The organism is Posidoniimonas corsicana (assembly GCF_007859765.1).
Classification (GTDB): Bacteria; Planctomycetota; Planctomycetia; order Pirellulales; family Lacipirellulaceae; genus Posidoniimonas; species Posidoniimonas corsicana.
Genome location: NZ_SIHJ01000001.1, coordinates 2,890,892 through 2,914,105, shown reverse-complemented (window position 1 = coordinate 2,914,105; position 23,214 = coordinate 2,890,892). Strand labels below are relative to the sequence as shown.

The 23,214-nt window shown below is 69.0% G+C and carries 17 protein-coding genes; 4 read left to right on the top strand and 13 right to left on the bottom strand.

The features are described 5' to 3' along the window. Positions 1 to 39: 39 nt before the first annotated feature. The 8 genes from KOR34_RS11180 to KOR34_RS11145 form a co-directional block, all read right to left on the bottom strand. Positions 40 to 1,788 carry an alpha-L-fucosidase gene (locus KOR34_RS11180; RefSeq protein WP_146564667.1) on the bottom strand — a complete coding sequence of 583 codons (1,749 nt, stop codon included), beginning with the start codon at positions 1,786 to 1,788 and terminating at the stop codon, positions 40 to 42. A 337-nt stretch (positions 1,789 to 2,125) separates the two neighbouring features. After that, complete coding sequence (locus KOR34_RS11175) at positions 2,126 to 3,082, bottom strand: DUF1559 domain-containing protein (RefSeq protein WP_146565961.1); 957 nt, start codon at positions 3,080 to 3,082, stop codon at positions 2,126 to 2,128. A 2-nt stretch (positions 3,083 to 3,084) separates the two neighbouring features. Continuing rightward, positions 3,085 to 4,416, bottom strand: coding sequence for a hypothetical protein (locus tag KOR34_RS11170; protein ID WP_146564666.1), 1,332 nt, complete (start codon positions 4,414 to 4,416; stop codon positions 3,085 to 3,087). Between the two features lie 220 nt (positions 4,417 to 4,636). Next, on the bottom strand, positions 4,637 to 5,353 hold the full coding sequence (locus tag KOR34_RS11165) for a hypothetical protein (protein ID WP_146564665.1): 717 nt from the start codon (positions 5,351 to 5,353) through the stop codon (positions 4,637 to 4,639). A 242-nt stretch (positions 5,354 to 5,595) separates the two neighbouring features. Continuing rightward, the gene (locus KOR34_RS11160; RefSeq protein WP_146564664.1) at positions 5,596 to 6,153 is read right to left on the bottom strand and encodes a flavodoxin; all 558 of its coding nucleotides are present in this window, start codon (positions 6,151 to 6,153) and stop codon (positions 5,596 to 5,598) included. A gap of 17 nt (positions 6,154 to 6,170) precedes the next feature. Continuing rightward, a complete protein-coding gene (rpsD, locus tag KOR34_RS11155) occupies positions 6,171 to 6,779 on the bottom strand; it encodes a 30S ribosomal protein S4 (RefSeq protein ID WP_146564663.1) in 609 nt (202 codons plus the stop codon). Positions 6,780 to 6,788: 9 nt separating this feature from the next. After that, entirely contained in the window at positions 6,789 to 7,550 is a 762-nt protein-coding gene (locus KOR34_RS11150; protein ID WP_146564662.1) for a hypothetical protein, read from the bottom strand. Positions 7,551 to 7,589: 39 nt separating this feature from the next. Continuing rightward, positions 7,590 to 8,342, bottom strand: coding sequence for a tetratricopeptide repeat protein (locus tag KOR34_RS11145; protein WP_146564661.1), 753 nt, complete (start codon positions 8,340 to 8,342; stop codon positions 7,590 to 7,592). A gap of 319 nt (positions 8,343 to 8,661) precedes the next feature. On the opposite strand from KOR34_RS11145, the gene KOR34_RS11140 reads away from it, so the two are divergent. Together KOR34_RS11140 and KOR34_RS11135 are read left to right on the top strand one after the other, a co-directional pair. Then, a complete protein-coding gene (locus KOR34_RS11140) occupies positions 8,662 to 9,372 on the top strand; it encodes a hypothetical protein (protein WP_146564660.1) in 711 nt (236 codons plus the stop codon). A 210-nt stretch (positions 9,373 to 9,582) separates the two neighbouring features. After that, the gene (locus tag KOR34_RS11135; RefSeq protein WP_197531326.1) at positions 9,583 to 11,355 is read left to right on the top strand and encodes an efflux transporter outer membrane subunit; all 1,773 of its coding nucleotides are present in this window, start codon (positions 9,583 to 9,585) and stop codon (positions 11,353 to 11,355) included. Positions 11,356 to 11,398: 43 nt separating this feature from the next. Here the strand turns inward: KOR34_RS11135 and KOR34_RS11130 are convergent, their stop codons facing one another. Genes KOR34_RS11130 through KOR34_RS11120 form a run of 3 tightly spaced genes read right to left on the bottom strand, consistent with a single transcriptional unit; the run spans position 11,399 to position 14,608 of the window. Continuing rightward, positions 11,399 to 12,523, bottom strand: coding sequence for an HlyD family secretion protein (locus KOR34_RS11130; protein WP_146564658.1), 1,125 nt, complete (start codon positions 12,521 to 12,523; stop codon positions 11,399 to 11,401). Then, positions 12,520 to 12,864, bottom strand: a complete 345-nt coding sequence (locus KOR34_RS11125) for a DUF3302 domain-containing protein (RefSeq protein ID WP_146564657.1) — start codon at positions 12,862 to 12,864, stop codon at positions 12,520 to 12,522. The genes KOR34_RS11130 and KOR34_RS11125 overlap by 4 nt, the downstream gene beginning before the upstream one ends. Before the next feature lie 28 nt (positions 12,865 to 12,892). Continuing rightward, entirely contained in the window at positions 12,893 to 14,608 is a 1,716-nt protein-coding gene (locus KOR34_RS11120) for a tetratricopeptide repeat protein (protein ID WP_146564656.1), read from the bottom strand. 224 nt (positions 14,609 to 14,832) lie between these two features. Between KOR34_RS11120 and ychF the strand changes: the two genes are divergently transcribed. Then, positions 14,833 to 15,924: a redox-regulated ATPase YchF gene (gene ychF, locus KOR34_RS11115; protein WP_146564655.1), complete on the top strand. Its 1,092-nt coding sequence runs from the start codon at positions 14,833 to 14,835 to the stop codon at positions 15,922 to 15,924. Positions 15,925 to 16,327: 403 nt separating this feature from the next. Here the strand turns inward: ychF and KOR34_RS11110 are convergent, their stop codons facing one another. Continuing rightward, the gene (locus tag KOR34_RS11110; protein WP_146564654.1) at positions 16,328 to 17,218 is read right to left on the bottom strand and encodes a hypothetical protein; all 891 of its coding nucleotides are present in this window, start codon (positions 17,216 to 17,218) and stop codon (positions 16,328 to 16,330) included. A 219-nt stretch (positions 17,219 to 17,437) separates the two neighbouring features. Continuing rightward, complete coding sequence (locus KOR34_RS11105) at positions 17,438 to 21,454, bottom strand: hypothetical protein (RefSeq protein ID WP_146564653.1); 4,017 nt, start codon at positions 21,452 to 21,454, stop codon at positions 17,438 to 17,440. 363 nt (positions 21,455 to 21,817) lie between these two features. Here KOR34_RS11105 and KOR34_RS11100 point away from each other — a divergent pair, with 363 nt between their 5' ends. Continuing rightward, positions 21,818 to 23,212 (top strand): outer membrane protein assembly factor BamB family protein, encoded by a 1,395-nt coding sequence (locus KOR34_RS11100; protein WP_146564652.1) that lies wholly within the window; start codon positions 21,818 to 21,820, stop codon positions 23,210 to 23,212. Positions 23,213 to 23,214 lie beyond the last annotated feature (2 nt).

Sequence of the window (23,214 nt, the reverse complement as noted above, 5' to 3'; positions counted from 1 at the left end):
GTTGTCTCTGGGGGAGGCCGGGCGTTGCGTTGGGCGGCGCTAGTTCGTGGGGCTCAGCCGCACGGACCGCAGGTGGAGCGGCGACCAGTCCCGCCGCACCGGCGCGAGGTGGATGCTGTGGGCGCCGCGCGTGTCGATCTGGATCGTGCCCGCGTCGACCGCTTGGAAGCTGTTGAACCCGCCGGTCGCGGGGACCGTAACGTCAAGCGACTTCTTGCCAACGGAGACCTTGAGGGAGGTGTTCTCCTCGGCCGCCGCCAGCAGGGTGACCTTGAACTTGCCGGGAGTCTTGATGGTGAAGTCCCAGTCGACTGAGGCCCGGTTGTGGGCCCAGTCGGCGATGCTGTCCTGCTCGGCGTCGTAGATGGTGTGGGAGCCGTTGAGGTTGTTGATGATCGACTTCTGGGCCGGCAGAAGGACGGCGCCGTCTTCGCCCTGGACGGTCTTGTCGGCGTCGCTGACCTGTGGCAGCCCTTCCAGCTGCAGCACCACGACGGAGCTGATCGGGTCGGGGGCCGATCCGGTGAGCAATACGGTCGTGCCGCGGTCGTCGGCGCGGGTCTCGAAGCGGCGGCTCTCGTCGGTCAGCAGGTGGCAGGCGGCGACCGGGCTGGTCAACGGCAGGAATACCTTGCCCTCCTCGGACCAGTCAAACACGTTGAGGTACAGCGTGGCGTCGCCGTCCTCGACGCGGGTCGTGACGCGGCCCCAGGAGGGCGTGCGGACCGGGCTGGCGGTGGTTCCGTAGATGGATTCGCCGTTGACCTTCATCCATTCACCGATCTGCTGGAGGCGTTCGACGCTCGGCGCAGGGATCACGCCCTCGGCGGTCGGCCCGACGTTCAGCAGGTAGTTGCCGCCCTTGCTCGCGATGTCTACCAGGTTGTGGATGAGGGTCTCGGTGGACTTCCAGTCGTGGTCGTAGCTCTTGAAGCCCCAGGTCCGGTTCATCGTCATGCAGGACTCCCAGTCGCCCTCCAGGCCGGTGCCCGGGATGTGTTGTTCGGGGGTGCTGATGTCGCCCTTGTAATCGCCGCCCAAGCGGTTGTTGTGGATGATTCCGGGGCGCAGCTTCAGCAGCGGCAGGAACTGCTCGGCCCGTTCGTTGGTCATCTTGTGGGGCGTGTCCCACCACAGCACGTCGGGGCTGTACTTGGTCAGGATCTCGCGGACCTGAGGAACGGCGGTGTCGCGGATGTATTTGTCCATGTCGTGCTTCTGGGCGGGGTCCCAGCCGCCGCTGGCGCCGCCCTGGTTCCAGTCCTGCGCCTGCGAGTAGTACAGTCCCAGCTTGAGACCGTGCCTGCGGCACGCCTCGGCGAGCGGCCCGATCAAGTCCTTGCCGTACGGGGTCGCGTCGACCACGTCCCACTCAGAAACTTCCGAGTCAAACAGCGCAAAGCCGTCGTGGTGCTTGGAGGTGATCACGATGTACTTCATCCCCGCCTGCTTGGCGAGCCGCACCCAGGCGTCGGGGTCGTACTTAACAGGGTTGAAGTCCTTAGCGTAGGTTTGGTACTCGGCCATCGGGATCTTGCCGCGGTTCATGATCCACTCGCCGATGCCCGCGATCTGCTTGCCGTTGTAGGTGCCGGCCGGCACCGCGTACACGCCCCAGTGGATGAACAGCCCGAACTTGGCTTCGCGGAACCAGGCCATCCGCGCGTTTCGCTCGGCCTCGGTCTCGTTGGCGTAGGGGTCCAGGTGAGCGGCGTCCTGCGCTGCCCGGACCGGGCCAGCGAGAAGCGTGTTTAGCAACAGGGCGCAAACGATCGTGGTTGACTTCATGAGTTAATCCGCTTGCTGCAGGGGCAGGTTGTTTGACGAGTCGGGGGAGCGGCGCCATCGCGGGGAGGAGGGTCCCTCGGGAGGCCGGGCCGTCGCCGTGTGCCATGCCGGGGACTGTAGATTGTACTGGGCTGAGCGAGCCGCGCCGCTATCCGGAGGGGCCAACGGTCGTGGTGAGAGCGTCGGACTTGCTGGGGGCGTCTGCAGACCAAGACGGGGTTTCGGCCGGCAGAGATTGCTCCGCTCGCGGCGGCCGCAATTACGAGGGAATCTGCAAGAATTGCAGGAATCAGCACACGATCCCGGTGAGAGGGATCGGAGCGGTCCGCGTTGGTGGTTACTCGCCGCTAAGTAGGAGATCCTCTGCCGCGCGGGTGATCTGCGCGAAGAGCGACTCGCGTTCGATCGCTTCGTTCACGAACGCGACCGAGCCGTCGAGGCGGACGAAGTGGACGCCGCCGGGGTGGTCGCTGCGGAACGTGGTACGCTGCCGCGAGTCGAAGCCGGCGGTGGTGTTGTTGAAGTGGTACTTCGACTGCTGCCCGCGGGTCCAGCCGGTGTGGCCGAACGCGAAGTGCCAGTACCCCTCGGCCCACTTGTAGTCGCCCCAGCAGAGGCCGCCCAGCGAGTGGCACTTGGTTGACGTGTGCTCCACCCAGCGGTAGTTCTCAAGGCCGTAGCTGGTCTCACCGATCAGCAGCGTGTTGGAGAGTCCATCGGTGACGTGCCGCGGCTGCATGCGGTACCGCCGGCCCGGCCCGGGCGGGTTGTCAAACGCGCCGTCGAGCCCGCCCGGCGTGCCGTACGCCACCCGCGTGCTGGCGAGGTAGCTGCCCGGGCCGAGGGACTCGCCGCAGGGGTGCGGGACCTGCCGGGGCAGCTGCATGGTGGGGCAGAGGTACGGCGGGAGCGAACCAGAGGTGTACCGCGAGTTGTTGCTGGAGCCGGGCGACTCGTCGATGCGGTAGCCGTCGTACAGGCTGCCCTCCTCCAGGTACGGCAGCAGCAGCACGAACACGCTCCCCAGGTGCCCGTAGTCGCCCCCGCCTCCCCCGACCAGGCCGCCGCCGCGCGGCAGTACCTGGGGCGGGGGGAACGTCTGGTGCGCCACCTCGAAGCCGATGGCCGCCAGGCCCACCTGCTTGAGGTTGTTGCGGCACTGTGTGCGGCGGGCGGCTTCACGGGCCGACTGCACCGCGGGCAGCAGCAGCGCGAGCAGCAGGCCGATAATGCCGATGACCACCAGCAGTTCGACGATGGTGAAACCGTGTGGGGCGCGGGTAGTGGCCTTCATCGTTAGCTCTGGGGACGCTTGGGACGGATGAACCACTCCACCCAGCCGCAGAACGCGGCCGCCATGCCGCCCAACGCGACCAGCCCGGCGCCGGACGGCTCCGGCACGGCGACTGCGCCGGCGGCGAGCGCCGAGCCTGTTGCGGCGTTGTCGCGCCAGAGCGTGTAGTCCGCGGCGTCCACGACGCCGTCGGCGTTGCCATCGGCCTCCGGCCCGGCGGTTCCGTACTGCGCCCGCCAGAGCTGGTAGTCCGCGGCGTCGACCGCGCCGTCGGCATCGTAGTCGCCGGCGAGGACGGGATCGAGGATGGTGACCGACAGCTCGATCCGCGGCGCGGCGCCATCCGGATTGTTGCCGACATCTAGATCGTCGAGGTAAAAGTCGGGGTAGGCGATCGTGCCCGTGTGCCCGGCCGGTTGGTGCATCGACGAGAACGAGAACCCGAGGTGGCCGTCCGACAGGCTCTGCTGCAGGTACGCGAGCACGCCCGCATCCTGCAGGTTGGGCTCGAACACAAACTGGTCGCCGACGTCTAGCAGGTCGCCGGGGACGAACTCACCGCCCTGCGCGTCGTACACCTTGCCGATCGCGAACGGGTCGGGCGTGAAGCGGGCGGTGGCGTTCTCCGGTGCGGTGGCGCTGTAGCCGCCGTTGACCGAGTTCTCCACGTCGCGGCCCTGCGTGTCCACGCCGAAGAACTGGTACGGCGCAAACGACTGGTCGGCGGGGTCGAGCTGCGGGTCGTAGCCCTCCTCGCCTTCGCGGTACTGCCGCCAGCGGGGCGAGCCGAGGCGGAACTCGTTCTGAGTCGGCGATCCGTCGAAGTTGACGGCGTCGAAGTCGCCCTGCAGGCCCAGGCCGTACATCTCGATCGGGTGGCCGGCGTCGGCGTCCTGGCCGACGGTCAGCGACTCGGCGTCGTCCAGGGTGTTGTCGTACGGCAGCACCCGGCCGGCGGCCTCGGAGATCAGGTTGCCGAGCAGCGTGGTGGTGACCCGGAGCGAGTCGATCTGGTAGCGGTCCAGGGGCAGCCCTAGCGGGATGCTCTCGGAGGTGTCGGCCACGATCAGGAAGCTGCCGCGTCGGGACGGGTCCAGGCCGTTGCCCGGGTAGAAAACCGGCTCGTTCGTATCGCCATTGAGGTAGGAGAAGCTGGCGAACGTTGAGGCCCGGTCCCGGACGGCGCCGGCGCCGTTGGCCGATCCGGCGGGGTAGGACCACATCTGGATTTCTGGGTGGGCGTTGTCGTAGGTGAACGCGCCCGGGTTGGCGTCCACGCCCGCCGCGCTTGCGAGAAGGCCGACCGCGACTACCGCCGCATGCCTGCGGTGCATGGCTGGTGTCTCCGTTGTTGAGGTGTTGGAGATTGGGGGAAGGTGTTTCAAAGGGGCCCCGCCGGGGCTGCAATGGTGGTGGGCAGCGTCCGGCGGGGCGGGTGCGGAGGGGGCTATCAGTCCTTGGGGCCGAACCTGGGGCCCATCCGCGTCGATAGTTGTCCGTATCCTTGGACCAGCAGGGCCGGCGGCCGATCCGTGCCGCCGGCCGGCCGGAGGGTTAGCCGATCACCCGGCGGCGACCCCGCAGCAGCACACAGCCGAGCACCGCGAGCGCCGCTGCGGCGGGCTCGGGCACGTTGGCCGGCAGCGCGGTGAACGCGCCGGTCTGGGTGAACGTGTCGACCGCCAGCGTGTCGAGGCTCATCGACGAGCCGCTCGCCATGAAGTCGATCTGCGTGGCGGCCGGGTTGTAGCCGGCGATGTCCCACACCGCGAGCCACTCGGTCTTGGCGCCGTCGAGGCCGCGGTTGAGCAGGTAGTCGGGCGTGGCGGTCACGTCGGCCGAGCCGTCGTTGTAGGTGAGCAGCAGCGACCCGGAGTCCAGCGGGTTGCCCTGCACGCCGATCTGCGCCGCGACGCGGGTGTTGTACCCGCCGCCGTAGCCGTGCCCGGGGGTGCTGAGGCTGAAGGCGGGCGGCGCGGAGAACGAGTAGATGTTGCCGCTGCTGACAACAAAGACCGACGGCTCCAGGCCGGTCAGCACGGCGTCGGCGCCGCTGGGCGAACCGCTGCTAGGCGACGCCCCGACGTCCGGCGCGTTGCCAGGCGCATCGTAGGCGACGGAGAAGCTGTCCCACTCGGCGTACACCGAGTCGGCGGCCCCGCGGGACCAGTCTTCGAACGGCGCCGCGGTGCTGTCGGGCACGACGAAAGCGGCGTTGGCTTGGCCAGCCAGCAGGGCAACAAGAGCAAGGCAGGAAAGTGTTTTGAGCATTGGATCTATCTCTGGTGGGTTGGAAGTCTTGGTGGGTATCAAGCAAGGCGGGGGGCGGTCGGCGGGGGTGCTGACCGCCGGCGACTCAAAGCATCGGGGGCCTCCTGTTGTCGTTCACGTGCTCTCGGCGGCGCAGACGCGTCGCCCGCCCGCCGCGGGGCCTGTGGGAAAGGCCGTAGCGGCGGGGAATTGGTAACGCCGGGCGGAGAGCGGGGCCCGGTCGTGCTTGTCGATGCGGGTCGCTAGGACGCGGCCCTCGTCTGGTTGTCCGCTGGCGGCACCAGCTTGCGGCCCAGACCGAGCTCGTCGCTTACCTGGGCCAGCCAGGCGTAGAGTCGTTCGGGCGTGAGCTCGGGGTGGTTGTCGTCGTCCAGCCCCAGGCCGAGCAGCACGCCGTCGTCATCGAGGGCGCGCGACTCGTCGAACTCGTAGCCGTCGGCCGGCCATCGTCCGATGAGCCGGACGCCCGTCTGGGAGAACGTCTCCCACAGCTCGCCGAGGCAGTCCAGGTAGTTCCACGAGTAGGTGAGCGCGTCGCCCATGCCGAACATGGCGAGCGTCTTGCCCGAGAGGTCGACGCCCTCTAGCAGCGGCAGGCACGCGGCCCAGTCCTCCTGCAGCTCGCCGATGTCCCAGGTGGACGCGCCGCAGATCAGCGCGTCGACCGACAGGAACTCCTCGACGGTGGCGTCGGTCACGTCGCGGACGATCGTGACGTGCTGCCGCATGGTCAGCGCGACCTGGTTGGCGGCTCGCTCGGTGGCGCCGGTGGTCGACCCGTAGAACACTCCAATCTTCATCTCTCACTCCTCGCTGGTTACCTCGACAGCAGCTCGACCACCATGCCGACGTCCACCGGCAGGGTGACGTCCTCGATGGTCGGCTCGCGGTGCACGATGACCTTCAGCGATTCGGCGTCCATCGCCAGCCAGTCGGCGGCCTCGCCCTCGGACTCCTCGATGCACGACCGGTACAGCTCCACAATGTTCGCTCGGCGGAGCACGTGGATCACGTCGCCGGCGCGGACCTGCGCGGAGGGGATGTTGTGCCGGTGGCCATTCAGCAGGAAGTGCCCGTGGGCCACGCCCTGCCGCGCCTGAGGGCGCGTCTTCGTGAGGCCGGCCAGGCGGACGACACTGTCGATGCGGCGTTCGCACATCAGCAGCAGGTTGTCGCCGGTGGCGCCCTCCTTGCGGCGCGCCTTGTCGAACAGCTTGCGGAGCTGTTTCTCGCTGAGGCCGTAGTAGTACTTGATCTTCTGCTTCTCGCGCATCGCCTCGGCGTGCTTGGATATCTTCCGCGGAGCGGGGTGCATGCCGGGCGGGTTGTCTCGGCGGCCGTACGCCTTGGCGGCGCCGGCGCTCTCGAACACCAGCGCGCCGAGCCGGCGGTTAACGCGGGCCTTGGGGCCTGTGTAGCGTGACATGGCGGGGTCCTAAAGGAAGTTGTGGTGGTGGGTGGGCCGGAGCGGGCGGGTGATCCAGGCGGCCAGCGTGAAGCACGAGGCCAGCACGATGAGCCACGCGCCGGGCTCGGGCACGGGGTCGGCCTGATTGACGGTCAGGAAGGTGGAACCGGGGTTCTCTGAGTTGTTGAGGAAGCCGTGCAGGTAGTCGCCGCCCGCCGTGTGGTTGTCGCCGGTCAGCGCGACCGCGAAGACCGAGTTCGCGCCGGTCAGCCAGTCGTTGACCAGCGAGGTCACGTCGAAGGTGACCGCACCGAACGAGTCGACCACCGTCGAGGCTCCCGGCGCCGCGGCCAGGATGTTGTCGTTGTAGAAGTCGACCCACGACACCAGTCCGGCCGGCGCGTCGTCGTCGGTGATAGTAGTCAGCGGGTCCGCCGTGACCCCGTGGGCCGACACGGTAAACGGGTTGGCGGCGTCCGCGTCAGCGCCGAACCCGCCGCTGACGCTCTGCAGCGTGAGCCCCGCGCTGGCGACCGGCGCCGTAAAGCCCGCGAAGTCGGCCGCGTCGAACGACACGTAGATGGTCTCGGCGCCGGCGACGCCGAACGCGCCCGGGGTGCTCACCCGTTGGACGTTGCGGTCGTCGGCGTCGTAGCCGCGGACCAGGTTAGCCCCGGTAAAGAAGCCGGAGGTCATGACATCCTCGACAGGAGTGATCGTGTCGCCCATCAGGAGTCCCGAGGACGCAATGGTCCACGCGGCGACGGCGGCGGTAATCTTGCGGTTCATTACTCTCTCCAAGCATCAGTAGGTGGGAAGTCTTGTGGTTCAGCAGCAGTCCTGGTCGTCGCCGGCCTGCCGCGCAACGTCGGCGAGCCTCTCGACTACGTCGGCGGCCGCCGGCTCGTCGCCCGCGGCGAGGAAGATCTCCTGCATCGCGTGCAGGCAGCTCGGGCAGCTGGAGTCGAGGTAGTCGGCGACGCGCAGCAGCTCGGCGGCGTCCTCGGCGAGCCCGCAGTCGTGCAGGCAGCGGGCCGCCAGCATGCGGATGGTGAAGTCCTCCGGCGCCAGACCGAGCGCCCGCAGCAGCACCGGGAGCAGGTGCTCGGCGGGCCGGCCGAGCCGCCCCATGTAGAACACCATCCCCATCAGCGGTCCCAGCTCGTCCGGCTGGGTGCTCGCGGCCCGCTCGCACATGGCGAGCGCCAGGCCCGACTCATTGGCCCGTCCCAGTCCGCGGGCGAGCGGCTCCAGCACGCGGAGCGGCAACGCGTCGCTGCCCGCCAGGTCGATGAACAGGTCCTTGGCGAGCGGCAGTTTCTGGATCACCTCGTAGCCCAGGCCCAGGGCGAGTGTCGCCTCGGGTCCCAGCGGCACGAGGGTCATGGCGGTCTCGAGGGCGGCGATGCTCTCGCGGACCTGGCCGATCTCCCAGTGGCCGATGCCCAGCAGCTCCCACAGGCGTCCCTCATCGGGGGCGGCATCGACCACGGCGGACAGCTCGGCCAACGCCAACGCGGGCTCGCCCTGCAGCAGGTAGTCGGTCGCTAGTTCTTCAATGGCTCGCAGCGATGCATCCATGGGGTTCTCCGGTGCGCAGGTGAGGTCGCGGCCAGGCGTTGGGGCCGGGGCGCGGCGGGACCTGTCTGAGAAGGCGCGTCGGAAACGCGCACTGCCGCTCGAGAAGCGGTTGCCGGAGTTGCTGGCGGGAGACGCGCGTGGCGTCTCGTAGCGAGCGGCCTAGGTGGGCTCAGAAGGTTGGCTTTCAAGGTAGGCGACTTAATCAGCCGACAAGTCTTGATAACCAGTCTCAATAGCAATAAGATAGCGGCCGTGATTTTGGCATCAAGGCCTGTTCAAAAGATTTCCCAGAAACGTTCGCCCCGCGAAGGGAGTCCCTGTGAGCGAAGATCAATCACGGCGCGAACCGCGTTGGACGGCCAGCCAAACCTCGAGCCCGCCGCAGGCTGGTGACTTCGATGAACTGATTGAATGCCTTATCTTGCGTCACCAGGAGCAGGCGTGGTCCCAGGCGGTCGGCGCGGGCGAAGCGGCCCTGCTCGAGGCCCCGCTGCCCGACCAGGCCTGGCTGGCGCTGGCGGACGCCTACTCCCACCTGCGTGACGCCGAGCAGGCCGCGACGGCGTACGAGCACCTGCTGTCACGCCCGCGGCTGCCGGCCGAGTCGTACGCCTTGATCTACGCCGGCGCCAAACGCCTGGGCCAGGCTGCGCTGGCCGTGGCGGCCTGCCGCGCGTCGATCGAGCACTACCCGGAAGACGACGCCGTCTACTTCGCCATGGCGACCCAGATGTCCAAGCTCGGCTACCAGCCGGAATGCATCGTCGCAGTTTTGGAGCGGGCCGTCGGCCTGGCGCCCGATGAGTGGGGCTACCGGGTGTCGCTGGCGCTGCAGCACTGCCGTGCGAAGGACTGGCGGCGGGCCTACGACGCCCTGCGTCGCGCGCCGGCGGAAAAGCTGCGATCGGTGGAGTGCGAGTTCTCCGCCTCGATGCTAGCAAGGTGCTGCGAGGCCCACGACGACCACCCGCGGGCCCGCGCGCTGCGCGCCGCGATCAGCCGGATCCGCGCCCGGGCCGAGCGGGGTTAGACCCGCCGGGTGTCGCGGCAAACCTTGCCGGTTGGATCATCGCTGGCGGCCGCACGCATCAGGCAGGCGTCGCGTGGCCGGTTGTGACGAATCTCCACGCTGTAGGGACGCGCTCCCGGCGCGGCGCCGGCAGTGCATGCGGGGCGACGGACGGCCCCGCCCCACGGCCAACAGGCCGACCAATTCCGCACGCCAGGGAGGGCGGGCGCTGTGCCACGCAGTACCGCAACTACAGTTACCCGGCTGGCGTGCCTGGCGTCCCTTGCGCTCGCCGTGGGGTGCACGGCTAACACCACCTGCCGCAGCTGGGTGGGCAACGGCTTCAAGGTCGGCCCCGAGTACTGCCGCCCGGCGGCGCCGCTGGAGGTGGAGTGGATCGACATGCAGTCGGACCCGCGGCTCGTGGGCGAGACGGTCGACCTGTCGCACTGGTGGACGGCCCTGGGCGACCCGACCCTCAACGGCCTAGTCGAGGCCGCCTACGGCCAGAACCTGACGCTCCGCGAGGCAGCCACGCGGATCCGCCAGGCCGACGCGATCCGGTCGATCGCGGTCGGCGCGCTGTTCCCGCAGGTGCAGCAGGCGGTGGGCGACTACCAGCGGGTGCAGGCCAGCCAGAACGTGGCGGTCCCGTCGCCGGTGCGCAACTTCAGCCAGTTCGACCTCGGATTGCAGGCGGGCTGGGAGCTCGACTTCTGGGGTCGGTACCGTCGCAGCATCGAGGTCGCCGACGCCAACCTCGACGCGTCGATCGCCGGCTACGACGAGGTGGCCGTGCTGCTGCTTTCCGACGTCGCGGCGACCTACGTCGAGATCCGCACCGCGCAGGCGCGGCTGGCGATTGCGCGGTCGATCGTCGGGCTGCAGGAGGGGAGCCTCGACATCGCCCAGGCCAGGTTCGACGCCAACCAGACCAACAAGCTGGACGTCATCCAGGCGCAGAACAACATCGACGTCACCGAGGCCGCGATCCCGTTGCTGGAGTCGCATTTAAGGACCGCCAACAACCGACTCTGCGTGCTGCTGGGCATGCCGCCACAGGACTTTGTCAGCCAACTCCCGCCGGCGCCGATCCCGGCGGTCTCGCGGCTGGTACAGGTGGGCATCCCCGCCGACCTGCTCCGCCGCCGCCCCGACATCCGCGTCGCCGAACGCCAGATGCAGGCGCAGAGCGCGCGGATCGGCGTGGCCGAGTCGGACCTGTACCCGCGGATCTCGCTGGTGGGATCGTTTGAGTGGCAGGCGGAGCGGATCGAGGACCTGTTTGAGCCGGCGAGCGTGTTCGGGCTGATCAGCCCGGGCTTCAGCTGGAATATTCTTAACTACGGCCGGCTGTGGCACAGCGTCGAGCTGGAGGAGGAGCGGTTCCGCGAGACCGTCTACAACTACCAGCAGACCGTGCTGACCGCGCAGCAGGAGGTGGAGGACGCGATCGTTGGGTTCCTCAAGGCGCAGGACCGCGCGGACAAGCTCGCCCAGGCCGTGGGACAGGTCAACGAGGCGGAGGAGATCGCCCTGACGCTCTACAAGACCGGCGCGACCGACTTCAACCGGGTGTTCTTGATCCAGGCGTTCCAGTTCTCGCAGCAGGACGAGCTGGTCGTGAGCCGCGCGGCGGCCGTGCTAAATCTGATCCAGATCTACAAGTCGCTGGGCGGCGGGTGGGAGATCCGCTGCCGCAACCGCGTCAGCTCGCTGCCCCCGCTGCTAGAGGACGACCCCACCCGCGGCACGATCGGCATTGTCCCGCCACGCGAGCAAGACCCGCCGCCGCGCGCAGATAAGGCCCCCCCGGCCGAGCCGGTCCCGCCGCCCACGCCCACCCCTTCATTGCAGGCGCCCCAGCCACAGCCGCAGACTCCTGAGCCCCAGAGCGACCCACGGCTCGAGCGGCTGCTGGACGACGCGGGGGCGGACCAGCAGCCGGCGGCGCCCACGCCGCTCAACCAGCGCCTGCAGGAGCTGCTCGACAAAGACGACTAGCCGCGGCGTCCCGTGGGCCGAATCGTCTGCTTAGGACGTCGCTCTAAAACGGCAGCAGGTAGTACAGCCACGCCTTCATGCGGACCGTGACCTTGCTGATCATCTGGAATGGCTTGCCGGTCTGGGTATAGATGGCCGCCACGCCGGCGGCCCCCATCGGCAGTTCGTCGGCTGCCTGCTGATCGTCCAGGCGGAACTTGACCGCCAGCATCCCCTGCGAGCCGATGCTGGCCGCCGATGGCAGGGTGCCGCTGACGGTAAACTGCCCCTCGCCCGTGGCGGGGATGATGGTCTCGACCTCGGCGGGCAGCACCACGCCGGGGCGGGCCTTGAAGGCCAGCTCGGCGCGGTCACCGGGCTGGACGTTCTTCAGGATGTTCTGCGGGAAGCTGGCGACCACCACGGTGCGGCTGGTGTCGACGAACGTGCCCATCGGCGACAGCGGCAGCGGAACCGCCATGGCGCCCTCGCGGACCGTCCAGTTGGTGACGAACCCGTCCGCCGGCGCGTAGACGGTCGTCTGGTCGAGGTCGAACTGCGCGTTGGCGAGCTGGGACTCGAGGCTCTTGGCGGTGCTCTCGCCCGCCTGCTGGCCGATCTTGGCCTGCACCAGCACCGCCTGGGCCTGCTCGACGGCGGCGTCTGCGGCGTTGAGCTTCTGCGTCAACTCCTGCAGCTGCAGCTCGCTGATTGCGTCGGCGTTCTGCTTGGCGGTCTCCTGCGCGACCGACAGCTCGGCGGCGGCCGCGGCGCGGCTGGCGTCGGCCTTCTTCACGGCGGACTCGGCGCCGATGGCGGCGGCGGCGAGCTGGTCCACGCTCTTGCGCGCGGCGCGCAGCGACTCGGTCAGCTGGTCCACCATGTTCTGGAACGTGTCCCGCTGGATCTGAAACAGGATGTCCTGGCCGCCCTTGAGCGGCGTGTTGGGCTCGGCGTGGATCTTGGTGATGGGCCCCTTCACCTGGGGCACCAGCGACACCGTGTACCTGCCCACCACCGCGCGCCCCGACATCGGCGAGGAGAACTTCCAGAAGATCACGATCGCCCCGATCATCCCCACGCCCAGCACCACCATCGCGGCGACGTTCTTGGGGTTCGGGCGGATCTTCAGCACCTTGTAGATGACGATGATCAGCGTGATGTAGCAGAGCGTCACAATGGCGATCACGGCGCGGGCCCCCCTTTGTTCTGCTCCGCCAGGCGGCTCTCGAGCTCGGCCACGCGCTGCTTGAGCGCGTCGGTCTCGCCCCGCAGACGCGAGAGGGCGTCGGGGTCTGCTGCCGCGCCGCCCGCGGGGCGGTAGAGGGCCCACACGAACGCTAATACCCAGCCCAACCCGCCCAGCAGCAGGCCGAACCAGCTGAGGGCGTTGATGGCGTCGGCCTGCGGGTGGTTGCGCCGCGCGGCGATCGCACCCGGCAGCGAGCCGAGCCACACGATCAGCCCGACGGCGACCCCCGCAAGCAGCGTGAGGATAAACCAGGCGAAGTAGGTGGCGCCGTCGGGCATCTGTGTCCGGGGGTTCCGTAGGCGGCGGCTAGAAGTCGAGCGACCGCGCGGGCGCGGGTTCGTCGGCCGCGTCTTCCTTCTCCGGGAGCTCGTCGGTCAGCGGGTCGAGGTCCTCCTCCTGCTGCAGCTCGCGCCACGGCTTGCCGGCCATGTAGCTGGCCAGCTCCTTGCTGAGGGCCTCGGTCATGCTGCTGGGGCCGTCCTCCTCGGACATCTGCACGGCCTTGGTCGACCAGTCGATGGCGGACTCGAAGTCGCCGGTCTCGGCGTAGGCGGCCGCCAGCGTGCTGAGGATGTGCGGCTGCTTGTAGTCGGTCACCTCGCAGGCCCGCTTGGCCAGCTCGATAGCCCGCTCGCCGTTGCGGAGCTCGTCGACCGGGCTCGTGGCCAGCGTCCACGCGAAGTTGTTCAGCAGGCCGGAGTCGTCGGGGGTCTGCTCGTAGGCGCGGGCGAAGTCGTCGAGCGCCTCCTTGTGCTTGCCGACCGACAGATACATGTCGCCCCGCAGACGGAGGGCCATCTGGTTGTCGGGGGCCACGCTGAGCACCTTGGTCAGCTCGTCGATTGCGCGGGAGGGCCGCTGGTTGTCCATGTAGTGGGCGGCGAGCTGCAGGTGCACCTCGGGCTGGTTGGGCAGCGCCTCGGCCAGCTTCTCCAGCACGGCGAGGGCCTCGTCGTCGCGTTCGAGCTGCTCGAGCAGCTGCGCGCGGATCATCAACGCCTGGACCATGCCGGGCTGGATCTCCAACAGCTCGTCAACGCCGGCCAGCGCGTCCTCGTACTTCTGGGCCTTGATCAGCAGGTTGACCTTCAGCAGCCGCGCGCCCAGATTCTCTGGCTTCATCTCGATGGCGCGTTCGATCTGCTCCAGCGCGTGCTCGGTGTCGCCCATCTTCTCGAACAGCTGGCTCCGCAGCTGGTAGGACGAGATGTCTTCCGGCGCCAGCTCGGCAGCCTTGTCGAAGCTCTCCATCGCCTCGTCGAGCTTCTCCTGCCCAATCAGCAGCAACGCCTTGAGCTGGTGGATGGCGGGGTTCTCGGTGTCTAGCTCAAGCGCCGTGTTGACGTCCTCCAGGGCCTGCTCGGTCTGCTCGGCGGCGTGCAGCTGGCGGGCCCGCAGCACCAGGTACTCGACTTTTTCGGACTCCAGCTCGATCGCCTTGTTCAGGTCGGCCAGGCGGTCGCCCGCGTCGCTGCGGGTGACGCCGCGCAGGGCGTAGGCCTGGGCCAGCTTGGCGGGCTCGACGTCCTGCGCATCGATGACCTTGGTCAGCGCGTCGCGGGCGGCGACCGGGTCGCCCAGCGGGCGCGGCATCGAGTGCAGCCGGCCCAGCAGCAGGTACGCGTCGATCTGCTTGTCGTCCAGCCCGACAATCCGGTTGAGGTCGGTGAGGGCCATCATCCGCAGCTGCAGCCACTGCGGGTTGCGGCGCGGGTCGCCCGAGGCCTGCTTCAGCAGCACCCCGCTGATGGAGGTGGCCCGCTGCAACAGGGCGCCGACCAGCATCTCTTTGGCGAAGCCGGTGTTGTCGTCGTCCAGGCCCTTGTCGAGCGCCGAGTCGAGCAGCTCGATAACCTTGTTCAGCTCGTTCAGGTCCGTGGCGTTGATCTTCAGCTCAATCGCCTGGTCCAGGTCGGCCTGGCCGGGGTTCGACGGCGGCGTTTCGACCGCGTCCTGAGCGGGAGCGAAGGGGGCCAAGACCAGGGTGAGTATGAGGGCGAGCGCAGCCGTCCGGGTGGCCATGCCGCGTCTCCTTTCTCCGAAGCGCCGCTTCGGCAGGTTGGGGGAGTTGGTCAATGCGTAGCGCTTATTATTGCGGTCCGCTGACCGCCAGACTACGGCATTTTTGCCCCCGCCCGCCACCCCGCCCGGCCGCGCGGCTTACGCGGGCAGGGCGGGTGTTCTAGAATCCTCGGCTTACCCGCCCGATTGGGCTCCCCGCCCCAGGATTCAGGAAGCACCGAGAGATGGAAGCCGGAATCGTTGGTCTGCCGAACGTCGGCAAGAGCACCCTGTTCAACGCGCTGACGGCCGCCGGCATCGCGAGCGAGAACTACCCGTTCTGCACGATCGAGCCGAACGTGGGCGCCGTGGCGGTGCCGGACCCGCGGCTGGACACCATCCAGGGCTTCATCCCCACGCAGAAGGTCATCCCGGCCATCCTCCAGCTGGTGGACATCGCCGGCATCGTCCGCGGGGCGTCCGAGGGCGAGGGCCTGGGCAACAAGTTCCTGTCGCACATCCGCAACGTGGACGCCATCGTGCACGTGGTCCGCTGCTTCGAGGACGGCGACATCACCCACGTAGACGGGTCGGTCGACCCGATCCGCGACATCGAGACCATCGACACTGAACTGATGCTGGCCGACCTGCAGTCGGTCGACCAGATGGCCGACAAGGCGAAACGCACCGCCCGCACCGGCGACAAGGACGCCAAACGCCGCGTCGCGCTGCTGGAGCAGTGCAAGGCGTTGCTGGACGACGGCCAGCCCGTCCGCGGGCTGCAGCTGGACGACCCGGCCGACCGCAAAGAGTTTGCCATGCTCCAGCTGCTGACCGCCAAGCGGGTGCTGTACGTGGCCAACGTCGAGGAGGACGACCTGGAGGGCCAGGGGCCGCTGGTGCAGAAGGTCCGCGAGCGGGCCGCCGCCGAGGGGGGCGAGGTGGTAGCCGTCTGCGCCCGGTTGGAGAGTGAGCTGATCGAGCTGGATGAGGAGGACCGGGCCGAGATGCTGGAGAGCGTCGGCCTGGAAGAGCCGGCGCTGGCGGTGCTGGCGCGGGGCATCTACCAGCTGCTGGGGCTGCAGAGCTACTTCACCGCGGGAGAGAAAGAGGTCCGCGCGTGGACGGTGCCGATCGGCGCGACGGCGCCCCAGGGGGCCGGCGTGATCCACACCGACTTCGAGCGGGGGTTCATCCGCGCGGAGGTGTTTTCGCTGGCGGATCTGATGGAACTCAAGAGCGAAAAGGCGATCCGCGAGGCCGGGAAGCTGCGGGTGGAGGGCAAGGAATACGTGCTCAAAGACGGCGATATCTGCCATTTCCTGTTCAACGTGTAGGCCGCCGGCCCGCCGCCAGGGAGGCCGCCCTGCCCTGCCCGATCGCCGGAGCCCCCGCCCAGGCCGCTTGTCGCCGGGGGGGATTTTGGGATAGAATCCGCGATTCCCCCTCCCGCAGGGAGCGGTCAGTCCATTCACACACGCGGCCGCGGGTACACACCACGGGGGCCGCCCGCGAGTTCTGGGAGTCGTTCGTTGGGTACGAAGAAATCAGGCAAGGGTCGTCGGAAGCTTGGCCGCAAGAAGCGTCGCATGCGGGCCAAGATCCGTCACCGCAAGAAGTAATCTCTCGCCAGGGCGGCCGCTCTCGGCCGCCCGCGGCGGACGCCGCAGTCCCCGAGCAGCCGCGTCCGCCCCAGCTCCGCGTTAGCCACGGCGGCTTGCGAAGGCGTTGCGCGCCGCCCTAAGGAGCCTGCTGCGCGTCAGGCGTCTCGCCGGCCGGCTCCTCGTTGCAGCAGCACTCGCAGTCCGGCGCCCGCGGCGGCTTGGCCACCGTGTGCCGCGCCAGACGCAGCTCGATCGGCGTGCGGGTGCTGTTCCAGACCTTCCGCTGTTTGACGAACAGCCACTTTTTCTCGCCGCGGCCGACGCACTCCACCTGCAGGTCGCCGCCGGCCCAGTCGGCGGGCGCGACGAACGTGACGCTCAGCTCGTGCTCTCCCTCCAGCGTGGTCTGCGACGACTGCCGCAGCTTGAAGTAGACGCCCTGCCGCCGGTTCACGGCGCCGCTGACCAACACCGCCTGCTTGGGGGCGAGGCGGGTCTCGGTGACGGTCGAGGTGGTGAGGGTTGACTTGCCCGCGGTGACCGACGGAGTCACGTGCGCCGTGGCGCCGGCGATCGGGAACGCGCCGCCGAGCGACGCGTCGATCCCCTCGCGGTGCTCCTCGGTACGCTTGACCTCAAAGTCTTTGGCCTGCTCGCTGGCTAAGTGGGTGTCCGGCGCGAAGTCGTGCACGCGGAGTCCGGCCTCCGCCCCGTCGATCTCGACGATCACCTCGCGGACCCGGTGCACGTCCCCCTTTAATACGACCACCGACACCGGCACCCGCACTTCCAGCAGCCGATCGCCAGCGTTGACGGGCCGGTAGTCGGCGGGGGTGACGTCGCGGCAGGTGATGGCGGCCGGCACGTCGAACTCCAGCACCGGCAGTTCACCCCCGAGGCCGATAATGTCGCTGCCGCGCGACTCGGTCGCCAGCAGCGCTAGCGTGAGAATGACGATGAGCCCGTTGGCCCACAACTGCAGGGGGGTGACCCTAGTCCCCACGAGGGATCTCTTGCCCGCTTGCATCGAATGTCCTCCGTTCCCGTGAAACGCCTCCAAGCGAAATGACGCCGGACGAGCGTCCGGCGTTCGGTGCGGGAACTCTATTACGCGGGGACTTGAGCCGATGTTCGCAAAGAGCGCGGGGCGGCGGGTGCTAGCAGCTTGCAGCCTGAGAGCGGCTCGCAGGCAAACCAACTCGCATGGGAGCGCGGAGAAGGCGAGGCACTCGGTGCGACGTCGGTTCTATTCCGATTCGTCCGACAGCTGCTGCTGCAGCTCTTCCCAGGTGAGCTGGGCCTGCTCGAGCCGCCGCCACGACTCGTCGGAGGTGTTGTTGTCGCGGCGTTGCTGGCGGACCTCGCTCACCTCGCGTTCGATCGCGTGGACCCAGTCGGGCACGTCGAGGCCCGCGCCGCACGGCTCCTGCATCAGGCTCTCGATCTCGTCCTCCATCACGGCGAACACGGCGTTGGTTTCTTCGCCGTGGTCGGCCATCGCCTGCATGGCGGGGCGGACCAGCCCGCGGAGCCGGTCGATGGTGAGCGGCCTGACGAACCGCTCGGCGATCCGCTCGGCGATGCTCGGCAGCCGCATCCCGTACTGCTCGCACAGCATGGCGAGTTTGCGGAGCTGCGCGTCGGCCTCCTCGGAGGTCCGCTCGGCCACGGCGCGGCGCCACAGCTCGGCGGCCGCCGGCCGGTCCTGCCGCACCAGGATTTTGTGCGCCAAGAACACCGGCTTCAGGTTCCACGCGATGCGGTCGTAGCCGTTCCGCAGGCGGATGAAGTCGACGAACGTGTACAGCAGCTCGCCACTGTCGGACTGGGTGGTGGTGGAGTTGTAGTCGCGGTACTCGCGGTAGTTCTCCACAACGGCCTCGATGGCGAGGGTCAGCAGCTCGTTGGCGTCGTCGCGGGGGAGCACGTTGCCCAGCTCGTCGACGATGCGGAGCTCGTGGTCCTCGTCCTCCTCCACCAGGTTCGACAGCCAGACCGCCACGCCCTGGTGCAGGATGGCGCGGAGGTTCGCCAGGCTGAGGAATCGCTGATCGAAGAGGTCGCCGCCGTAACGCTGAACGAACTCGACGAACCGCACCCAGGCCCGCGGGTCGGAGAGCTTCTCCACGACGCTCAAGCGGACCGTGCGGCTGTGCCGCAGCCAGCGGGCGAGCTGCGACTCCGTCAGGTCCTGCAGCGCCTGCACCAGCAGCGTGTCGGAGGTGCGCGACCCCCCCAGCGATGGCGGCGCGGAGTCGTCCCAACGGTCGGCCGACGCCACCAGGCACCGCACCACCGCCTGGTAGCCGTTCTCGAACAGGCGGTCGTACTCGGTGACCGCGCCGGGCCCGACGGGGTGTTCGGTCTCCATGTGCTGGGCGACGTCTAGCAGCTGGCAGGTCTCGCGCACCAGGCCCAATCGCGGCAGCCACGCCAGCAGGTCGTAGATCAGCTGGTGCAGCGCGCGGGCTTTGACGATGCGGCCGGGCGCCCCGCCCTTGCCGAGCGGCACGTAGAGCAGCTCCTGCTTGAGTAGCGAGTCGCAGAAGCCGCTCCAGTAGGCGCGGACGCTGTCGGCGTCGCCGCCCAGCACGGCCCGCAGCACGGCGATGGTCCGCGCGATGTCGGATGACTCAGGGTCGAGGTCGCCGTGACCGGCCGCGGCGCGGAGCAGGCGGCCGGCGTCGGACATCTCGACGCACGTGGTGATGATCTGCTCCAGCAGCGAGTCCTTGATGACCCGCCGGCGGTCGTACTCCACCAGCGATTCGTGCGTGCCGCGGGGGGGCGGGATGCGGTGTGTGTGGACCGACTCGAGCAGGCTGGTGAGCTGCGTGTAGCGGTTGGTGGCCTCGTGCTCCCAGGCGGTCAGCCGCTCGCGGCGGTCGCCGTCCTGGTCCCCGGCCCGCGGGCCGAGCGGGCCCCAGGCGACCGCGGTGTGCTTCCAGAGCCGCGCCACGGTGGTGAGGAAGTTCAGCCGCTCAGCGATGCGTTCGGCCTCGTCCTCTAGCTCGTACTGCGTGTCGAGCTGGCTGGGGTCGAAGATCGACGAGTCGCCGCCGTCGTCGGCGCTGTCGCGGAAGGTGACGTCGTCCCAGGCGGCTTCGAACAGGTTGTCGAGCTCGTCCTCGTCTTCCTCATCGTAGTCGTCGTAGTCCTCGCCGTCGTCGCCCTCCAGCTTGTCGTCCATCAGGTCGCTGTCGAGGAGCTCGTCGTCAAAGTCGTCGTCCCATTCCTCGCCGATCTCGAACTCCGGCACGTGCCAGATCTGCTCGGCGCTGGCCTCGAGGTGCTCGAAGAACTTCACCACTAGCGGCCACTGCGACTCGCCGGTGCACCGCTCGCGGCTCTCGACCAGCCGCAGCCACCGCTGCACCAGCGGGTAGAAGGCGGCGTCGCCGTCCTCTAGGGGGGTCAGCTCGCACTGGCTGACCCACTGCATCATCAACGCCCGGGACGAGACCAGGTCGTCCTTGTCGAGCAGCGCCTCGATGACGAGCTGGAACGCCTTGGGCGTGTCGAACTGGTCGACGAACATCCGCCAGAAGCCGACGTCGCCGGCGGCGGCGCCCGCCTTGTGCCAGGCGTTCAGGGCGCCGGCGACCAGGTTGGTCGAGACCTCGATCTCCTTGCCCACGAGCCGACGCACGTCGCTCACGGCGGCGGAGCCGAACTGGTCCCACCAGTCCGCGACGCGGGTGAGCGTGCCGCTGAACACCTCCTCCAGCGCCGAGTCGTCGACGGCGGCCGCCTCGGTCCAGGCCCGCGAGCAGAGGTCGAGCACCTGCTCGACCAGTCGGATCAGCTCGTCGACCCGGTAGTCGTGCACCGTGTTCTCGAGCGCCGGGAACAGGCTGTAGTTGCCGCCGAAGCCGATGATGCACCAGGGGTCGACCAGCGCGCCGCACTCGATGCCGCGGTGCAGCAGGTCCTCGATCTCTTCCAGCTGCTTCGCGACGTTGTCCAGCCGCCGCTTGTCCACGTCGTGGTGGCCGTCGGTCAGCCGGCAGTAGATGCGGCTGAGCATCCGCGCCGACGCAACGCGTACGGTGCGGGCCTGGCGGTCGGCGGCTTCCGGGTAGCCCATCCGTGCGAACAGCTGCGCCAGGTGCACGTGCTGCAGCTGGGCCGCGCGGCGGCGGGCCAGCTCCTGGTTCAGGTGCTGCCGCGCGCCGGCGAACGGCTGCCGCAGCCGCTGCGCCTCGGCCCGCAAGCGGTCGCCGTGCTCGCCGGCGGCCCGTTCCAGCAGGTCGATGTAGAAGCGGTCGCGGTACGCGGCGATGTGCGGCATCAGGTTCGAGAGCGTCACCTCCGAGCCGTGGCAGTTGGGCGAGTTGCCGGTGGTGCCCGACGCCATCAGCATGGTGCCGGCCAGCACGGCGGCGGCCTCGAACGTCAGCTCGGCGCGGGTCGGCCCACCCTCGACGCCGGCGCCCTGCTCGATGCGGCTCAGCAGCGCGTCCAGCGCGATCGGCTGCAGCACGAACCGGCGGTAGTAGCCGCGGTTATCGATGCGGTCCGGGTCCCACTGTCCGAAGTGGTAGTTGGGGCGTTTATTGACCGGGTGGTCGAAGTCGTACGCCCGGGGGTCGACTGCCAGCTCCTCGATCAGGTCGAGGTCGAACCAGGCGTCGCGGAGCAGAGCCGGGTCGGATTCGCGGAGGATCGTGAGCGTCTGCTCAATCAGCTCCTGGTACGGCCCGTGCGACGCGCCGACCTCGGGCACGTAGAGCGGGATCGGCCGCACCCACTCGTGCCGGTAGGGCGCGTGACGCTCCTCGGACTCCAGGGTTGCGACCGGGCGGTAGCCGATGTAGTCGTCCAGCTTGTCGCGGGCGGCGCGGACGATGCGGTCGTGCTCGTCCCACGGGGGGCCCTGCGCGAGCACCGCCTCGATGACGCGGACCAGGAAGAACGGCCGCCACAGCTCGCGTTGGCTGCGGTGCCACATCAGGTCGCGGTGAAACTCGCGGTAGGCGATCCGGAAGTCGACCGCCGAGAGCCGCAGCACCGCCTCGGCCTGGGTGACGTCGGCGAAGGCCGGGTCCGCCTGGCTCAGGTCGCGCATCGCGGCCTCGAGCCGCTCGACCAGCGTGTCCAGCGGCTTGGCGTCGGGGGCGTCGCGTTCGGCGGCCGCGAACAGCGTGTTGATGTTGCGGGTGAACGCGGGGTCGGACGCGCCCTCGGAGAAGTTGAGGTAGCCGATCACCTCACGGAGCATGCGGGCGTGAGCGGGGTCGGGCTGCGGCGCGTCGCTTGGCATCAATTGCCCAGGGGAGGGAACAGGGCGGGTCGGCGGGCCCTCAGACGCCCCCGAACGGGGCCTGTGGCTGCCTAGCGTCCCGCGGAGCCGAGGGGTCGTCGGGCGGCCCTCATGGCCGCCTCAGAGTCCGCTCATGTTACGTGATGCCGGGAGGCGGGGTCTAGCGGCCCCCTGTCCGCGGCCGCCCGGCGTCACGACCGCTGCAGGCCGACCCACCACCGCTGGTGCCCGCGGCGCCGGCAGCGGTTTGCTGCGGGACGCGTCGCGGCTGGTTACAATGGAAATTCCCCCCAAGCGGGGCCCCAGCCGCAGGCACGACCTGCAGAATCGATCAACGCACCACACGCAGCCGCATTCAGTTCTATGGCTTTGCTCTTGACGCTCATCACCCGTCCCGCGCTCCGCGCAGCGTGCGTGGCCGCAGCCCTGGTCGCGACCACAGGCGTCGCAGCCGCGGGCGACCTCGTGACCAACTCGCAGGCCCGCCGGCACGGCCTTACCCGCCAGTGGTTCTCGCAGGCCCGCGTCGACCCTGCCCGGTCGCGCATCGAGAGCGCGGTGCTGGAGGGCGACCGGCTGTTCGTGCTGACGTCCGCCGGCGCTCTGCAGTCGTTCGACGCCAACACGGGCGAGGTGATGTGGACCGCCGTGGTGGGGAACCCGGGGTACCCGAGCATGGGGCCGGTGGCGTCGCCGACGCACATCGCCGTGGTCAACGGCGGCGAGGTGTACGTGCTGGACCGCACCACCGGGGAGGTGGTGCTGCGGCGTTCGACGTCCAGCGGCATCGCGGCCGCGCCGGCGATCTCGTCGGGCTACGTGTACGTCCCGCAGTTCAGCGGCCGTGTTGACGCGTTCCCGATCACCGAGAAGGCGGTGATGCCCTGGCACTTCACCTCCGCCGGCCGCATTTTTGAAGACGCCGTCTCGAGCCCCAAGAGCATCGTGTGGTCGACCGACCGCGGCTACCTCTACGTGGCGGACCCCGACGCCGGCAGCGTTCGATTCCGCTTCGAGTCGACGCAGCCGATCGTCGCCCCCGCGACTACCTACCAGGGCTCAATCTACGCCGCTTCGCTCGACGGGTACGTCTACTCGCTGAACGAGCAGAACGGCGCCCAGGCCTGGCGGTACGCGTGCGGATCGCCGGTGACCGAGTCACCCGTGGCGGTCGATGACTCGGTAATGGTTGTCTCGGATGAGCCCGCCCTGCACTGCCTCGACGCCAAGACCGGCGAGGTGCGGTGGGTGGCCCGCGGGGTCGACCGGTTTGTCAGCGCCAGCCCAGAGCGGGTCTACGCCCTCGACCGGATCGGCAACATGGTGGTGCTGGACCGCGCCCACGGCACGGTCCGCAGCCGGGCGCCGATTGCCGGGGAGTACCACGCGGTGCTCAACGAGCAGACCGACCGCCTGTACATCTTTACCGACAACGGCCTGCTGCAGTGCCTGCACGAGGTCGGGCTAGAAGAGCCTAAGCTCCACGCGCCAAAGGTCGACGCCGCCGCGCCCGCGCCGGGCGAAGCGGTCGAGGAGCCAATCTCGGCCCAGGACGCCGTCGAGCAGCCGATGGAAGAGGAGCCGGAGCCCGAAGACGATCCAACCGGCAACGACCCGTTCCTTGGGGGCGGGGCCGACGACCCGTTCGGCGGCGGGGCCCCCGACCCCTTCGGCGCAGGCGGGTCCGACGATCCGTTTGGCGGCGCAGGTGGGTCCGACGATCCCTTCGGCGGCGGTGGCGGGGACGACCCGTTCTAAAA